Here is a 16,768-nt window from a genome sequence, read left to right as displayed (position 1 = left end):
CACTTCGCGCAGGGTCCGGCCCCGTGACCCTTCTTCGCTCGTTGCTGCTGGCCGCGTTCGCGGGGCTCTTCCTGGGGCTCGCGGCGGCTCCCCACGAGGTGCCCGGTGGGCCGGTGCTGTTCGCGCCGCTCTTCGGCATCGCCATGGGCCTCGCTCCCGGGTTCGAGAGCGTGAAGCAAGGGGCGCGCACCGGGCTGCTGGTGGGGCTCGCGGCGGGCACCGCGTGCAACGCACTGGTGCTGTACTGGGTGGTGGGCCTGCTGCAGGACTTCGCGGGGTTCCCGTGGATCGCCGGCATGCTGGTGGGCCTCTTGCTGTGGGCCGGGCAGGCCGGCCCCATGATGTTCGGCGGGGCGGTCGCCGGGGCGCTGCGGGCGCGCGGGGTGCCGCTCGCGCTGGGGCTGCCCATCACGCTCACGGTGGGCTTCGCCTTCGTGTGGCAGCTCTTCCCGTGGCACCCGGCCGTGGGCATGCTGCCGTCACTGGCCTGGGTGCAGGGCGCCGATCTGGCGGGGCAGGCCCTGCTGGACCTCTTGCTCCTCGCGGGTGGGTGCATGGCCTTCGCCGCGTTCGACACGCCGCTCGGTCTCGCGCCCGCGTCGCGCCGCGCGCGGGCGGCGCTGCTGGTGGGCAGCGTGCTCTGCCTGGTGTCTCCCGCGGTCTATGGTCACCAGCGGCTGGCGGAAGTCCGGGCGGCACGCGCCGCGGCCCCCACGGTGCGGGTGGGCGTGGTGCAGCCCAACGTGGGCATCTTCGAGAAGCACGATCGCCGCTTCTTCCGGGCCCAGATGGAGGTGCTGCGGCGCCAGACCCGCGAGGTGGAGGCGGCGGGCGCCGAGGTGGTCATCTGGCCCGAGACGGCCTACCCCTTCGGCTTCGAGCGCGACGCCACGCACGACCGCACCGGCGTGCACGCCGTGCTGCGCGATGGTGTGCGCGGGCCCATCCTGGTGGGCACGGCCACGTATGGAGACGGCTGCGCGGTGTGGAACTCGGTGCTGGCGCTCGAGGCCGACGGCCGCGTCACGGGGCAGAGCGACAAGGTGGAGCTGCTCTACTTCGGCGAGCGCGTGCCGCTCTGGGAGGTGCTCCCGCCGCTGCAGTGGGCCTTTCAGTGCCCGGGGGTCTATCCGGGTGAGGCGCCCGAGGTCATGACCCTGGCCGGCTCTGGTATCGGGGTGCTCAACTGCTACGAGGACGTGCTGGACCACTACGGGCGCGCCGTCGCCGAGCACAGCCCGGACTACCTGGTGAACGTCACCAACGACGCATGGTTCGGCAACACCAGCGAGCCGCACCTGCACCACATGGTGGCGCGCATGCGCAGCATCGAGACGCGGCGCGATCTGGTGCGCGCGGTGAACACCGGCGTCAGCGGGCACGTCGCCGCCACGGGCGAGAACGTGGTGCTGACGGGCACCTACGAGGCCACTACCTTCGTGACCACGGTGGCGGAGCTGGGTGGGGCCGAGGGGTTGATCGGGCGCACGCTCTACGTGCGCATCGGGCGCACCTTCGAGTGGCTGGTGTTGTTGGCGCTTCTCGGCCTCGTGGCCTGGGCCCGCGTGCGATCGCGTCCGCCGCGCAACGAGCCCGTGTCGCCAGAGCCACAAGCCGTCCCCGAAGCCGAGGCCTGAACCCCGCCAAGCCCCTGCCACCAAGCACGGAGAGGGGGCTCACGGTCGCGGCCCACTCTGTGCTACCCCCTTCGGCATGGGTTTGGAAAGTCACACGCCGCCGCGCCCTCGTGCGCGCGCCATCTGGTTCGTCTCGCTCGTGCTCGCGCCGTTGGGCGTGGTCTTCGGGGTGTCCTGCGGTGGCATCCCCAGCCCGACCACCTCGGAGCCCACGCACGCCGTGCCGCTGCCCACGGGCCTCGCCGCCCTGGCCAGCTTCCCCGGCGAGCCCGGGACGACGCGGCCGGCGGCCCCGCTCGACCCGCTGCTGGCGGCTGACCGCCCGGAGGCGTTGGTGCTGCTCTCGCCCCGCGGCAACTCCATCCACCTGCGGCGCGGGCAGAGCATCTCGCTGCGCTTCAACCGCCCCATGGTGGGCCGCGCCGCCGTGGGCGACCCGCTCACCGCCATCCCGCTCGTGTTCCGCCCCGCGGTGCCGGGCACGGCCACCTGGACCAACCGCAGCACGCTGGTGTTCACGCCGAACGAGCGCGCGTGGCCGGCCTCGAGCGTGGGCGAGGCCACCATGACCCTCGACACCGCCCTCTCGTCGCTGGATGGCGCGCTGGTGGATGACGGCGACGAGCGCTTGGTGGTCTTCGACGGAACGCCGCGCCTGCGCTCGACGGGAACCCAGAGCATCACCGCCGGCGAGCCCATGCCGCTGTTCTTCGACGCCAGCGTGTCGGCCGCCGACCTGGGCCGCGAGCTCCTGGTGTTCGAGGCCGACGGTGGCCACCGCACCCTGCCGGTCACGGTGCGCGCGCGCGGCGTGCAAGAGCGCGGCTTCCAGGTGGACGTGGTGCCCACCCGCCCGCTGCAGCTGGGGGCGCGCATCCACATGGCGCTCACGCCGCGCTGGGCCGGCGGCACCAGCTCGTATCCCTCCATGGTCGCGTTCTCGGTGCTGCCGCGGCCGCGCATCGACGGGGTCAACTGCCAGTCGTCGGGGCTGCGTTGCTCGGCCGACCGCGAGCCGGGTGAGGTGCTGGACATCGAGCAGGAGTTCAGCTTCCGCGCGTCCGAGGCCATCAGCGCGCCTGCGCTCAGCGAGATCCGCGTGCGCCCCACGCCGCCCAACCTGGCGCTGCGCTTCGACCCGCAGCAGCCGCGGCGCTTCGGCGTGGTGGCGGACTGGGAGCCCGACCAGGTCTACGAGGTGCGCGTGGGGAACGTGGACACCGCCAACGCGGTGCGCCTCGAGCGCACGCCGCCCTATGCCATCCGTAGCCGCGGGCTCAACCCCGAGGTGCGCGTGCACCTGGATGGCCAGCTGGTGGCCATGGAGGGCGACGCGTCCGCCGACATACGCTTCGCAGCCGTGCACGCCGACACGGCGGTGGCCCGCTACGTGCCCGTGGCCAACGGCGGCGAGGCGCTGGCAGCGTTGTTCCCCACGCACGCCTCGGACGCGGGGCAGGGCTCGTCCATCCCGCTCCAGCCCCTGGTGCCGGACTCGCGCGCCAACCGCTGGGGCGAAGGCACGCTGCGCTGGCGTGACGGCGCTGCCCGGCGCGCCGACATGGCGGCCCTCAGCTTCCGCGCGGCCGCCGGGGCGCGCGCCCAGTCGCACGCGGTCTTCGTGCAGCAGGGCGATCTCGCGCCCAACGTGCGCGTGACCAGCCGTGGGGCGCTGGTGTGGGTGACCAAGCTCTCGGACGGCTCGCCCGTGGCCAACGCGCAGGTGGAGCTCTTCCGCGTGGCCCGCAACGCCACGTCCCCGTCGGACCTGGGCGCCGCCAGCGAGCGCGCGCGCACCGACGCGAACGGTGTCGTGTTCTTGCGCGCCACGGGCTTGGCCACCCAGCGCGTGGCCGTGGTCACGCGCACCGAGAGCAGCCGCGCCGTGGTGGTGGTGGAGCGCGGCCGAGCCATCGGAGCCGGTCACTTCAGCCTTGGTGAGGGGGCCGCCGAGGGCGCCGCCGACTTGCCCAGCGCGCACGTCTTCACCGACCGCGGGGCCTACCGGCCGGGTGAGCGCGTGCGCGTTCGCGCCACGCTGCGCCGCGTGGAAGCGGGCGACGCGGTGGCCGCCCGCGGCGGCATCTCCATTCGTCTGATGGGGCCCACCGAGAGCGCTGCCCTCGAGTCGAGCGACGTGCAGCTGGACACCTATGGCGCGGGCGCCGCAGAGTTCCGCCTGCCGCGCAACGCGTCCCTCGGCGAGCACCGCGTGGAGATCTTCGTGCGCCGCGGCGACGGCGAGAACGCGCGCGACGTGCGGGTGGGCAGCGCCAGCTTCGACGTGTCCTCCTTCCGGCAGCCCTCGTTCCGCGTGGACGTGCGCGCCCCCGAGCATGCCTTCGCGGGGGACCCGCTGCGCTTCGAGGTGGACGCGAACTACCTCTTCGGTGGGCGCCTCACCGGCGGCGAGCTGCGCTACAGCCTGGCGCGTCACGGCGCGGCGAACTATCCACGCGCCTACCAGGCGTTCCAGTTCGGCACGGGCGAGAGCGCCGGCGGGCGCGGCACCCTCGAGGCCGGCGTGGAGGTCCTGCGTGAGGACCAGAGCACGGTGGTGACCATCCCCGGTGACGCGCAGTCGGGGCAGCGCTCGCGCGTGGTCTTCGAGGCGAGCGTCACGGACCAAGCGGGACAGAGCGTGGGGGCCGACAAGGTGGTCACGCTCTATCCTGCCGCGGTCGAGGTGGGCGTGCGCCACGTGCAGGGCTGGATCCCCCACGCGCAGCCGCTGTCGCTCACCGCCATCGTCATCGATCGGACGGGGGCCGCAGTCCCCGGCCAGACCGTGCGCGGCCGCTTCGTGCGCGAGAGCTACCACACCTTCTGGGACCGCACGGGCGGCGAGATGCGCGAGCGTCGTGAGCTGCGCCGTGAAGTGGACCACGAGTGCACGCTGCGCTCCGCGGCCGAGCCCGTGTCGTGTGAGCACCGCCCCGCTCGCGGCGGCACCTACGTGCTGGAAGCCGAAGTGACCGACGAGGCCGGCCGCCGGACGCTCTCGGCGGTGCGCACCTACGTCGCCGCCGCGGACGAGGTGCCCGACCGCGACCCGCCCGGCACCGCGATCACGCTGACCTCGCGCGAGCGCGAATACGCAGTGGGCCAGACGGCGGGCATCGCCTTCGAGTCTCCCTTCGAGCAGGCTCGCGCGCTGGTCACCGTGGACGTGGGCGGGGTGCCCGAGGTGGTGGCCGTGCGTGAGGTGGGCCGCGGGGCGCAAGAGCTGGCCGTGCCGCTGCGCCGCGACATGGTGCCGAGCGCGCTGGTCACGGTGACGCTGGTGCGCGGTCGCGTGGGTGCGCCCACCGCCACGCACGACCTGCTGGGGCCCGACCTGCGTCTCGGCGCCATCGAGCTCACGGTGCGCCCCGCCACGCAGGCGTTCGTGGTGAACGTGGAGGCGCCCGCCAACGCGCGCCCCGGCGAAGAGGTGACGGTGAACGTGGCCGTCACGCGCGATGGTCAGCCGGCGCAGGTGTCGCTCGCGCTGTGGGCCGTGGACGAAGGCAGCCTGAGGCTCACGGACTACCAGCGCCCCGAGCTGGACTTTCTCTTCGCCAGCACCATCGACGGCGACTTCGCGTGGGAAGACCTCCGCCGCACGCTCGCGTCGCGCGTGGCTCAGAACGCGGTGCGCAACGGCGGTGACGGCGCTGAAGAAGAGGGCGCGCTGCGCACGCTGCGCCCCGAGGACGAGATCCTGGACCCCACGCCGCTCTGGTCGCCCACTTTGGTGACCGACGCGCAAGGCCGGGCCCGCGCCACGCTGCGCTTGCCCGCGCGCGCCACGGAGTACCGCGTGATGGCCGTGGTCATCGACGCCGGGCTCGGGACGGCAGGCGCCGAGGCCACCATCCGCACCATGACCGACGTGCAGGTGCAGCCCGCGCTGCCGCGCTTCGTGACCGAGGGCGACAGCTTCGAAGTGGCGGCGTTCGTGCACAACACGGGCGAGCGCGCGCAGGAGCTGGACGTCGTGCTCACGGCGGGTGATCGCGAGCTCGGGCGCCAGCACCTCTCGCTCGCGCCCGGCCGGTCGCAGCGCGTGGCCAGCATGCACCGCGTGCCGCTCGGCGAGGGCACCCTGCCGCTGCGTTTCGCGGTGACGGGCGGGGCCACGGCCGAGGCGGTGCGGACGCTGCCGGTAGCGCCGCGCGCGGTCTACCGTCGCAGCCACGCGCGTGGCTTCGTGCGCGGGGGCGAGGAAGAGACGCGCTCGCAGGTGGCTCTCGACCTGCCCACCAACCTGCGGGGCCGCATGGACCTCGAGCTGGCACCACACCCGCTGGTGGGCACCGAGGCCATGATGTTGGTGGCCGAGCGTGCGACCTACGGCGGCGTCACGCACCACGCGGCGCGCGTCATGCTCTTGGCGGCTGGCGTGGCCACGGGCGACGCGGCTCCCGAGGTGCGGGCCACGCGCCTCCAGGCTGCGGTGCAGGACCTGCTCGATGGGGTGCGCTCACCGCAGCATCGCCTCTCGCTCGCCGACCACACGCGCGTGCTCCACGCGCTGGTGCTGGCCGAGCAGGCGGGCGCCACGGTGCCGGCCGCGCCGCGCGCCGCCACCCTGACGGCGCTCACGCGTGCCCTCGAGCGCCCGAGCCAGGGCCGTCGCTCCGCCGACGAGCTGACCTACGCGCTGCGCGTGCTCGTGCTCTCCGGGGCCACGGTGGCGCAGCCCATGGTGGACGCGCTCATCGAGCTGCGCGACACGCTGAGCGTGGGCGGACGGGCTTCCATTGGTCTCGCGCTGCCGGACGATCACCGCTTGCGCGTGACGCTGCTGGACGAGATCAAGTCGGGGCTGCCCGAGCAGATCGACTCCGTCTCCATCGATGCGCTCGCGTCCGTGCTGGAGCTGGCGCTGCGGGTGCGTCCCGAGGACGCCCTGATCGGCGAGGCTGTTGCGTCGCTGCTGCGCCGCGTGGAACCGCGCTCGCGCTACGGCTGGTACAGCCTGGCCGCGGCGGCCGACGCGCAGCGTGCGCTCGCGGCCTATGCGGCGCTGCTGGGGACCGAGTTCCACACGCCGCCCACGGTGCTGGTGGATGGGCAGGCGGTGGCGGCCACGGCGGGTGAGGGTGGCCGTCTGCGCTACCGCATTTCCACGGCGTCGCTGGGCGGTGCCGCGCACGCGCTCACGGTGGTCGCCCCCGCAGAGCAAGCCGTGTTCTTCTCGGTGGATGCCGAGTGGGCCGAGCCGCTGGGCGAGCGCATCGAAGACGGGCAGTTCACCGAGCCGCGCGGCGCCATCACGCTGCACCGGCGCTACGAGCACGAGGACGGACGGGTGATCGCGTCGGGCGACCGCGTCCAGCTGGGCGAGATGATCCGCGTGCGCCTCTTCGCCTACGGCGAGGCCGACGGCCGCATGTTCCTCTACGACCCGCTGCCCGGCGGCGTCGAGGCCATCGAGACGCTGAACGACGGCAGCCCGGTGTCGGCGCTGCGCGCCATGCTGGGGATGGGACCGGAGGACGACGTGGTGGGGCCTGCGGGTCATCACGCCATGCGCTCCGTGCGCGACATCGAGCAGCGCTCGCTCGAGGCCAACGGCGCGCACTTCCGCTTGCAGCGCCTGGGCCAAGGGCTGCGCGAGTACACCTACGCGGTGCGCGCGACGTCGGTGGGGCGCTTCGTGGCACCCCCCGCACAGATCGAGTCCGAGGACGACCCGAGCGTGGGCGGTGACTCGGCGGCGTTCGTGCTGGAGGTGGCGAGCGAGTGAGCGACCGCGCGCCGAGCGCTCCGCCGACGCGCCCGACGAGGCGACGTCGGTGGGCGGCCGCAGTCGCTCGCGCTGTGCCACGCGCCGTCGGCGTCGTGGTCTTGGGCCTGCTGCTGGGCTATCTGGCGTCGTTCGGCGTCACGCTCGACGAGAGCCGCTTCGCGCACCCACCCGACGCGCTGAGTGTGCTCGACCGCCACGGCGTGCCGCTCCGTCAGTCGCGCGTGGACGGAGTGGACCGGCGCTGGGTGTCGCTCGACGAGGTGTCGCCGCACCTCGTGGCCGCCGTCATCGCGGCGGAGGACGGGCGCTTCCGCTCGCACCCCGGCGTGGACCTCTTGGCCACCACCCGCGCGGTCTTCCAGTTGCTGGTGCCCTTCGGCCTGAAGAGCGGCGCCAGCACCATCACACAGCAGACCATCAAGCTCACGCACGGGCGCCCGCACGGCCTGCTCAGCAAGCCTCTCGAGGTGCTGCGCGCGCTGGCGCTCGAGCGCGCCATGACCAAGGACGAGATCCTCGAGCAGTACCTGAACCGGCTGCCCTACGGTGACCAGATCGTGGGCGTGGGCCGCGCGAGCGAGGCCTACTTCGGTGTGGCAGCACGCGACCTGGGCGTGGCGGAGGCGGCGCTCTTGGCCGGCATCCCGCGTGCGCCCAGCGCCACCGAGCCGCGTCGTCATCTGCGGGCGGCCCTCATTCGCCGCGACGAGGTGCTGCGGCGCATGCGCCATCGTGAGCTCATCAGCGAGGCCGAGTATCGAGCGGCCGTCGCCAGCCGTCCGCGCATCCTGACCGACGACGTGCGCGCCTACCGCGCCCCACGGTTCGTGGACCGCGTCATGGCGGACCACCGCGACGACGCCGTGCCGGCCAGCGCCCGAGCCCGGGGCCGCGTGATCCGCACTTCGCTGGACGCCGCCCTGCAGGCCGAGAGCGAGGCGCTGCTGCGCGCGGCCGTCACGCGCCTCGAGCCGCGCGGCGTGCGCAACGGAGCTGGGGTGGTGATCGACGCGCGCACCGGCGAGCTGCTGGCGTACGTGGGCGCCGCGCGCGAAGGCGCCGAGCACGCGGGAGGCCAGCTGGATCTGCTGCGCGCGCGACGCCAGCCGGGCTCCACGCTGAAGCCGTTCGCCTACACCATGCTCTTCGAGGGGGGCGCGCATGCGGCCACGCTGCTGGACGACACGGCGCGCGGCATGACGGGCGCCGGGGGCACCCACTTCGAGGCCGAAAACTACGACGGACGCGAGCACGGGCCAGTGCGTGCCCGCCCAGCGCTGGCCGGCAGCCTCAACCTGGCGGCGCTCGACGTGGCGCGGCGTGTGGGGGCACCGGCCATCGTGCAGCGCCTGCGCGACCTGGGCTTCACGGAGGTTCCATCGGCCGCCGAGGTGGGCGCGGCCGTGGTGCTGGGTGGTGTGGACGTCTCGCCGCTCGAGCTGGGGCGCGCCTACACGGCGCTGCTGAACGCGGGCCACATGGTGGCGCTGCAGCGCTACCCGCAGGCACCCGCGGACGACTCGGAGCCTGCGTCCGCAGGCGACGCTGGCGCGAGCGAGGCCATGCCCGGCGCTCCTGCCGAGGCACCCGCCGAAGGGGGCGCCGCGAGCGATGCTGAGCCCCCCGTCGAGACGCGCACCTTCGAGCCGCTCGCGGCGGCCACCACGTTGGACATCCTCGCCGACGGCACGGCGCGGCGTCTGGCCTTCGGGCGCGACCTCGAGGCCGAGGCAGGCGGCGAGCCCTTCGCGCTCAAGACGGGCACCTCGAGCGGCTACCACGACGCGTGGGCCGTGGCCTTCGACGCCCGCACCGTGGTGGTGGTCTGGCTGGGCGACCCGGGCGGCGCGCCCCTCGAGCGAGTCAGCGGCTTCGAGGGGGCCGCGCCCGTGGCCGCACGCATCCTCGCGGCCGCGCGTGCCCAGCGCGGCGTGGACGACCAGCGTGAGGCCCTGGACGCGACGCCGCTCAGCGAGACGGTGCCCGTGTGCGCGCTCTCGGGGCAGCTGCCGCACGCGGGCTGCTCCACCACCATCGCCGAGCGCTTCGTGCCGGGGCGTGTGCCCACCGAGTCCTGCATGCTGCACGACGAGAGCGGCACCGTGCTGCTCGACGCGCGCGGCGCCGAGTGGGCACGCGGGGAGGGCTGGCTCGTGGGTGAAGCGGCGCGCGCCGACGGTCCGCTGCGCATCGAGCACCCGTCCGACGGAGCCGAGTGGTGGGTGGACCCGCTGCGCCCCACGCCCACCGAGCTGCGCTCGAGCGCGCCGGTGGCCTCCGACGTGCGCTGGGAGATCAACGGCAACCCGCTCCCCGTGGGTGAGGCCAGCTGGCTCCCGGTGGAGGGCGTCCATCGGATCACCGCGCGCCGGGGCGCCGAGCGGGTGGAGGTCACGCTCACCGTCCACGCGCTCGAGCGACACTGACCAGGGCCGAGCGCCTCAGCGGCGTGGGCGCTCGCTCGGGAACGTCTCGCAGTCGCCCACGATGTAGCCCAGCGCAGCCAGCTGCAGGCACAGCTCGCGCGTCATGGGCACGTTGCCTCGCAGCGAGCGCGCCTCGCCCGAACGCCCCAGGATCCAGCCTCGGCGGTCTGCCGCTCCCAGGAACACCCCGGACAAGATGCGCAGCGTGCGCATGGTCACCGGGTTCGCGCTGCCGTTCAGCTCGCGCCGCTCGCCCGGGTCGGTGGCCAGGTCGAACAGCACGTGCGTCCCGTTGCTGCGCAAGATGAGCTTGGCGTCCCCGCTGCGGATCACGCGCCGCGTCTCCTGATAGTCGCTGAACGCCACGTGCGGGCCGGGCGGCGGCGCCCCGCGCAGGTAGCCCATGAGCGAGCGCCCCTCGAAGTCGGGCGGCGAAGCCATGCCCAGCGCCTCCAGCATGGTGGGCGCGATGTCCATGGTGGTGACCACGTCGCGCACGCGCGCTCCGGCGGGCGCCACGCCAGGCCAGCGGATCATGAGCGGAACGTGCAGTAGCTCTTGGTAGACCGAGTGCCCGTGGCCCCAGCTGCCGTGCTCGTTGAACTCTTCGCCGTGGTCCGACGTGATCACGAAGAGCGTGTTCTCGTTCAGGCCCAGCTGCTCGATGCGCGCGAGGAAGCGCGCCAAGTGGTGGTCGTGGTAGCTGATCTCGGCGTCGTGGAGCGCCTCGAGGCGCAGCTTGTCCTCGTCGGTGAACACCACGCGCGGCGGGTTCTCCTTGGCGCGGCCCAGCAGGTCACCCGTCATCCGGTTGCGTACCTGGCCCGTGTAGGGGCCCTCGAAGTACATGTCCAAGAAGCTGGTGGGCGGGTCGTACGGGACGTGCGGGTCGATGGTCTGGATGTACGTGAAGAAGCGTGGCGGCGGCTCGCCCTCCGTGGCCGCGGCGCGCTGCCGCGCCACCTGCTGCTCGATCCAGTCGCCGGCCTCGCGGAACACCGTCTCGGCCTCCGTGCTGCGCGTCTCACGGATGTAGTTCACGTGGGTGTTGAAGCCCTGCGCGAAGCCGAAGCGGTCCGACACGTAGCCGTTCGCCGAGAACTGCGCCGTCGCGAAGCCCGCCTGCTCCAGCACCTCGGACACCAGCAGCGCGCCGGGCGGCAGCGACGAAGTGTCGTACTTGGCGTTGTGCGTGGCCGGGTAGAGCGACGTGAGGATGCTGGCCACCGAGGGCTTGGTCCAGTTCTCCGGGCTCTGCGCGCGGTCGAAGACGGTGCCGCTCGTGGCGAAGGCGTCGAGCGCGGGCGTGCGCACCCGCGATCGCGGGTTGTACGTGCGCAGCTTGCTGGCGCGCAGCGTGTCGACGGTGAGCACGATGACGTTGCGGGCGTCTTGCGCCAGGGGCTCCACCGCTGGCGCCGGGACCACCACGCGCACGTCGCTGAAGGCCACCGCGCCGCCCACCCCGCGCAGCTCCACGCGCACGTGCTGGTGGGCGAAGTCCGCGAGGCTCAGCGCTTGGTCCACGAAGCGGTCCGCCAGCGGCACGGTGGCCAGCACACGTGGCTCGGCGCCGTCGGTGGTCACGCGCACCTCGGCGCTGCGCTCTCCCTCGCCTGCGTCGGCGCGGGCGGCGCCCAGCACCAGCGAGGCGCCCGCCGGCACCTCCAGGTAGTAGGAGAGGTTGCCCGCAGCCGGCAGCGCCAGCGCGCTGCGCGCCACGCCCGCGTTCACCTCGCGCAGCAGGGGCGGCAAGGGCTCGGGCTGCTCCGCCCGGTCGGCGCGCGTGATGGTGATGCGGTCGAGCGCGAACGAGACGTCCTCGCCCGAGACGGGGCTCACGGCGTCCCCGCGCAGCAGCAGCGTGTTCTCGCCACGGCGCATCACGGCCGCAGGCACCTCGAGGCGCACGTCGCGGTAGTCCCCGGGCTCCACCGGACCGCCGCCCACCTCCGTGCCGTTCACGAAGGCGATCAGCCGGGTGCCGCCCACGCCCTTCAGCCGCACGTGGATGCTGCGTGCGCTCGCGTCCTCCGCCGGGAAGAACACCCGCCCGAGCGTGCCGAAGCCCGTCCACGTGACGCCCGCGCTCTCGTGGTCCCGGGTGAAGCCGCTGCTCCAGTTGCCCGAGGTGTACTTCATGCGGGCAGGCGTGCCGAAGTCGATGAAGAGCCCGTCCACGTCCACGTCGGCCAGGTGCTGGAGCGTGACCAGGTCCATGTGCACGCGCGTTCCGTCGGGCGCCGGGGCGCGCTCGGGGGGTGGTGCAGGTGGCGCCACGGGCTGCTCGGGAGCCGCCGCCACCGCTGGGCCTTCACCCGGCGCCGCCGCGGCCGGGGTTGCGCTCGGGTCCGCCGCCGGGGCCGTGTCGTCACCGCTGCAGGCCACCAGCAGCCCGAGGGCCAGCGTGGCGGATACACAGGCCCAACCTGCCGTGCGGGACGAGGATGGAGGGGATGGGCAGGGAGAGAGCTGCTTCATGGGGGTCACGACTCCGCGGCTACCACAGAGCATTTGCCGCGGCCAGCAACCGCACCTCCCGCGGAGCCTATTCCCAGGGGTCCCGGGTCGCGTGTGCATCGTTCCGCATCCGCATCACGCCTCCTGCAAGCGCCGCGTGTCCGCGCCGAGATACCATTCGCTCATTCTGATGGATTCCAGTACTGTCCCCGGTCCCCCAGACAGCGAAAACGAAAGAAGAGGCCCCCGTTTGGATATCTTGACCGCGCTCAGCAACAAGTCTGACTACTCGAAAACACAACTGCAATTCATCGTGGGCGCTTGGATCCTCAGCGCAGCGGCCGAGCGTAAGAGCAAGATCTCCGTGTCGGACGGAGACGTGTCCGAAGACGACTACGACAAGCGCTCACTCTATTCGCTGCTCTATGCCCTCTATCGCTCCATGGGCGAGGTGAAGGACGAGCACGGTCAGCGCTATGAGTTCACCTTCAACACCTGGGGGTACACCTGGCCCGAGCGCTGGGGCGCGTCACCCACCAAGCCGTCCGAGCCACAGCGCTTCGGGCGCAACGCCTACACGGGCCTCTATCACTTCGCCGAGGCGCAGGAGTACATCGCGGCGCGCAACGGCAAGGTGCACATCATCGAGATGGGCTGTGGTACTGGCGCGGGGGCTCACCACGTTTGCTCCAACGTCCTCCCGAAGGCCACTTACGAGGCGGTGGACATGCAGCAGGCCGCCATCTTCACGTGCCGACGCAAGTTCGTTCCCGAGCTGGGCGGGCGGCTCGTGGCCACCTGCAGCGATGCGACGCAGCTCACCATTCCCGATGGCAGCGCCGACTTCGTCGCGGTCAACGAGACGCACGTGACCGAGCACGCGGGGCAGGTCACCGAAGAGGACGAGCGCTTCTTCAAGACAGCCCATCGCCTGCTGAAGCCCGGTGGCTTCCTGGTGTGGGGCAACGCGATCCCAGACTCCACGTGGCAGCCCTGCATGGACTACCTCGCCAGCATCGGCATGCACGTGCGCGAGCAGGATGACGTCACCGCCGAGGCCATCGCGGCGCGCGACCAGGACAAGGCGCGCATCGACACCTACGTGGACCAGTGCATGACCGCCTTCCACGGCTTCAAGATCCCCGTGGTCGGCAAGGTGCGTCGCGGCCAGGCCGACGTGGCCCTCAAGAACTTCGCGCGCAACCCCGACACCATGCTCTACCAGCGCATGGTGGACGGCACGGACACGTACCGCGTGGTGCTGGTTCGCAAGGACGCCTGATGCCCCTGCCATATGCCGCGCGGCCCTAGCGCCGGGCGCGCGGCATGTGGCATCCTGCCGGGAACAGCGTAGAGCATGCGCCATGCGTGGCGTGCTCAGCGTGGGTGATGGTGGTGGGTGCTCGGGAGATCTTGCTTCATGGTGACTATCGGTAGGCGGTGGTGTGTTTCCTCGTGGGCGCTCGGGGCGGTCCTGGTCGGGCTGTCGCTGGCGTTCGTGCCGGTCGTCTCGGCCCAGCTCATGGAGCCCGCCGCCACCGACGAAGAGCTGGCCGAGGCCGAGGCCCGCGCCCTCTTCAATGCTGCCGTGGCCGCCTACGACGCCGGCCGCTACGAGGACGCGCTCGAGAGCTTCGAGCGTGCCTATCGCCGCAGCAACCGCGCGGCCCTGCTCTACAACATGGGGCAGTGCTACGACCGCCTGCGCCGCGACGAGGAGGCGGTGAACGCGTTCGAGCGCTACCTCGAGGCCATGCCGGCCGCCGAGAACCGCGCCCAGGTAGAGTCTCGCATCCGCGCGCTGCGTGAGGCCATTGCCCGCCGCGCCAACCCCGAGCTTGCGCCCACTGCCGTGGCGGCCGCATCAGAGCCGGCCGTCGCCGCTCCCGGGGCCGACCTCCGGGAAGAGCGCTCCCACCGCCCTCGCCGCATCGCGCTCATCACCACCAGCGTGGTGGTGGTGGCCGCCGCCGTGGTGCTCACCGTGCTGTTGGCCGGTGGTGGGGGCAGCGGCTACGCCAGCTCCGACGTGGGGACCGTCTTCGCGCTGCAGGAGGCCGGACGATGAGCGGGAAGGTTCGCGCGCTCGCGCTCTCGTGCTTGGTGGCGCTCTCTGCCAGCGCGGCCGGCTGTGCCGACAAGGTCACGCAGGTGGTCGTCAGCATCGACGCCGAGTCCTCGTGGCGGAACGACACCACGTCCGTGCGCGTCGTGGTCCGCGGCGGCGCGGCGGGTGACGCTGGCCTCGAGAACCCCTCGCGCGACGTCACCCTCATGGTGGGCGCCGGCGAGTCGTACACGTTCCCCATCGACGTCACGGTGGCCCCGCTGAACGGCGACGTCTCGCGCCGCTGGGCCGTGGACGCCACCGCGGTCAACACGGTGAGCAACGCCACCGCCACGGTGCGCGTGCGCGGCAGCTACGTGTCTGGTCGCACCCTGCGAGTGGACCTGGTGTTCGAGAACACTTGCGCCGGCATCATGTGTGACAGCGACGAGACCTGCCGCGCGGGTGCTTGCGTCGACGCGGGCGTCATCACGGGCCCAGTGGACGCTGGCGTGGATGCGGGCCCCAGTGACGGCGGCGCAGACGGAGACGTGAGCGACGCGGGCGACACGGGCGTGCCCTTGCACTGCCCCGACCCGGACATCCGCGTGGCCAACCCTCTCGATGGGACGCTCGACAACTCCGGCATCCCCCCGTCGTACCCCACGCTCGAGGAGTGCCCCACCAATCATGACCCGGGCGACGAGTGCACGGACACGGCCAGCAACATCGACATCTGCTATTCGGCACGCTCACAGGGTGGGGTCGCCTATTGCCGGACGCCGTGCACTCTGGGCGTTGGCGATGGTGGCGTAGCGACCGATGACCCGATCTGCGCAACCACGGTGCACCCCGACTCTCGGTGCGTTCCAGGCCTCGGGCTTGGTTCCGAGCCCGACGTGCACCTTTGCTCTATCCCTTGCAACCCGTTCGACGATGTTGGGTGCCCGTCCGGTCTGAGTTGCGTGCCCATCGGGGACTCCGAGATCGAGGCGGTCTTCACGGACTGCCTCGAGCTCGAAGCGGACCCACGCCACCACCTCGAGCCCTGCTCGATTGAGAACGGGGACACATACCCAACTCCCATTGGCTGCGCCCCGGGGTACATCTGCGGATACGACTGGACCTGTGGCGACCAGTCGGGCGCCCAGGGCTACGTCTGCCAACAGATTTGTGACCCGGACGACACGTCCCCACGGGTCACCTGCCCTACCGGAACAGAGTGCTTCCAGGTCGGAAATGGTGCCTTCGACGACGCCATCGGGCCCATCAACATCGGGCGCTGCGGCACCTGAGGCTCAGCTCTCGGGCGCGAGCGTCAGCACCTCGACGCCGCTCTCGGTGACCAGGATGGTGTGCTCCGCCTGCGCGGACAGCGCGCCGTCTGCGGTCACCACGGTCCAGCCATCGGGCAGCACCCGCACCTGCGGCGCCCCGAGGCACAGCATGGGCTCGATCGTGAAGCACATCCCAGGCACCAGACGTGGCCCAGGCGTGCTGCAGCGGTGATGCGGCACGTGCGGCGCCATGTGCATGCTGCGGCCGATGCCGTGGCCCCCGAAGTCGCGCACGACGCTGCAGCCTTCCGTCCGCGCGTACTCCTCGATCGCGGCACCCACCTCGTGCAGATGGGCGCCGGGCCGGACCTGCGCGATGCCCACCTCGAGCGCGCGCGCGGCCACGGCCGTCACGTGGGCGGCCTCGGGCGAGACGGCCCCCACCGCAATGGTGCGCGAGGTGTCGCCGTGCCAGCCGTGCAGCTCGGTGGTCACGTCCACGTTCACGATGTCTCCTTCGCGCAGCACCTGTGGGCCGGGTATGCCGTGGCACACCACCTCGTTCACCGACGTGCACACGTGCGCGGGAAACACCAAGCGCCCTTGACGGTAGTGGTACTGAGCGCAGCGCCCCCGGCGCGCCTTGGTGTCCGCGGCCACCAGCGCGTCGATCGCCGCCGTGGTCACCCCCGGCGCGACCGCGCGCGCCGCCACGGCCAGCGTCTCGGCCGCCACACGGCCCGCGCGTCGCATCGCGTCTTGGTGCTTCGGGGAGAGGATCGAGATGCGTCCGTGCATCAGCCCAGGCTAGCGGGGGTGCCTCCGCAGCACCCATACCCCTTCGGCATGGGTCGCTCTCGGCGCCTTCTCGCGCTACGCTTCGGCGCGTGTCGCTAGAACAGCTCGAGACCGTCGTCGCGATCGCCGAAGAGGGTGCCATGGTGCGCGCCGCCGAGCGCCTGCACATCAGCCAGCCGCCGCTGACGCGTCGCCTGCGTGCGCTCGAAGACGAGCTGGGCGCCGAACTCTTCATCCGCTCCGCGCGCGGCATGACCCCGACTCCGGCCGGAGAGCGCTTCATCGAGCGTGCCCGCGCCATCCTCGCGTCGGTCGCCGACGCACGCCATGCCGTTCAGGCGCCTCGACGCTGACGTCCGCGCCGCCCCACCCCCCACGCTCGTCAC

Annotated in this window: 9 protein-coding genes; 7 read left to right on the top strand and 2 right to left on the bottom strand. The window is 72.4% G+C overall.

Annotated elements, in window-relative coordinates:
* The first annotated feature begins 23 nt into the window (after positions 1–23).
* The 3 genes from lnt to IPI43_03045 all read left to right on the top strand — a co-directional run bounded on the left by lnt (position 24) and on the right by IPI43_03045 (position 9,800).
* Positions 24–1,637, top strand: a complete 1,614-nt coding sequence (lnt, locus tag IPI43_03055) for an apolipoprotein N-acyltransferase (GenBank protein MBK7773105.1) — start codon at positions 24–26, stop codon at positions 1,635–1,637.
* Positions 1,638–1,713: 76 nt separating this feature from the next.
* Complete coding sequence (locus tag IPI43_03050) at positions 1,714–7,371, top strand: hypothetical protein (protein ID MBK7773104.1); 5,658 nt, start codon at positions 1,714–1,716, stop codon at positions 7,369–7,371.
* Positions 7,372–7,445: 74 nt separating this feature from the next.
* Positions 7,446–9,800, top strand: a complete 2,355-nt coding sequence (locus IPI43_03045; GenBank protein ID MBK7773103.1) for a transglycosylase domain-containing protein — start codon at positions 7,446–7,448, stop codon at positions 9,798–9,800.
* Positions 9,801–9,815: 15 nt separating this feature from the next.
* Here IPI43_03045 and IPI43_03040 read toward each other — a convergent pair whose 3' ends face one another.
* Positions 9,816–12,290 (bottom strand): sulfatase, encoded by a 2,475-nt coding sequence (locus IPI43_03040; protein ID MBK7773102.1) that lies wholly within the window; start codon positions 12,288–12,290, stop codon positions 9,816–9,818.
* Between the two features lie 283 nt (positions 12,291–12,573).
* Between IPI43_03040 and IPI43_03035 the strand changes: the two genes are divergently transcribed.
* The 3 genes from IPI43_03035 to IPI43_03025 all read left to right on the top strand — a co-directional run bounded on the left by IPI43_03035 (position 12,574) and on the right by IPI43_03025 (position 15,602).
* On the top strand, positions 12,574–13,542 hold the full coding sequence (locus IPI43_03035; protein ID MBK7773101.1) for a class I SAM-dependent methyltransferase: 969 nt from the start codon (positions 12,574–12,576) through the stop codon (positions 13,540–13,542).
* Between the two features lie 138 nt (positions 13,543–13,680).
* On the top strand, positions 13,681–14,328 hold the full coding sequence (locus tag IPI43_03030; GenBank protein ID MBK7773100.1) for a tetratricopeptide repeat protein: 648 nt from the start codon (positions 13,681–13,683) through the stop codon (positions 14,326–14,328).
* Positions 14,325–15,602, top strand: a complete 1,278-nt coding sequence (locus IPI43_03025) for a hypothetical protein (protein MBK7773099.1) — start codon at positions 14,325–14,327, stop codon at positions 15,600–15,602. Before IPI43_03030 ends, IPI43_03025 begins: the two co-directional genes overlap by 4 nt.
* Positions 15,603–15,605: 3 nt before the next feature.
* Here IPI43_03025 and map read toward each other — a convergent pair whose 3' ends face one another.
* On the bottom strand, positions 15,606–16,382 hold the full coding sequence (gene map / locus IPI43_03020) for a type I methionyl aminopeptidase (GenBank protein ID MBK7773098.1): 777 nt from the start codon (positions 16,380–16,382) through the stop codon (positions 15,606–15,608).
* 89 nt (positions 16,383–16,471) lie between these two features.
* Here map and IPI43_03015 point away from each other — a divergent pair, with 89 nt between their 5' ends.
* Positions 16,472–16,735: a LysR family transcriptional regulator gene (locus IPI43_03015; protein ID MBK7773097.1), complete on the top strand. Its 264-nt coding sequence runs from the start codon at positions 16,472–16,474 to the stop codon at positions 16,733–16,735.
* Positions 16,736–16,768 lie beyond the last annotated feature (33 nt).

It is taken from the genome of Sandaracinaceae bacterium (genome assembly GCA_016706685.1).
GTDB lineage: Bacteria > Myxococcota_A > Polyangia > Polyangiales > Houyiibacteriaceae > JADJJE01.
Note: the sequence above shows the minus strand (reverse complement) of the source record. Positions and strands in the feature narration are given on the sequence as shown.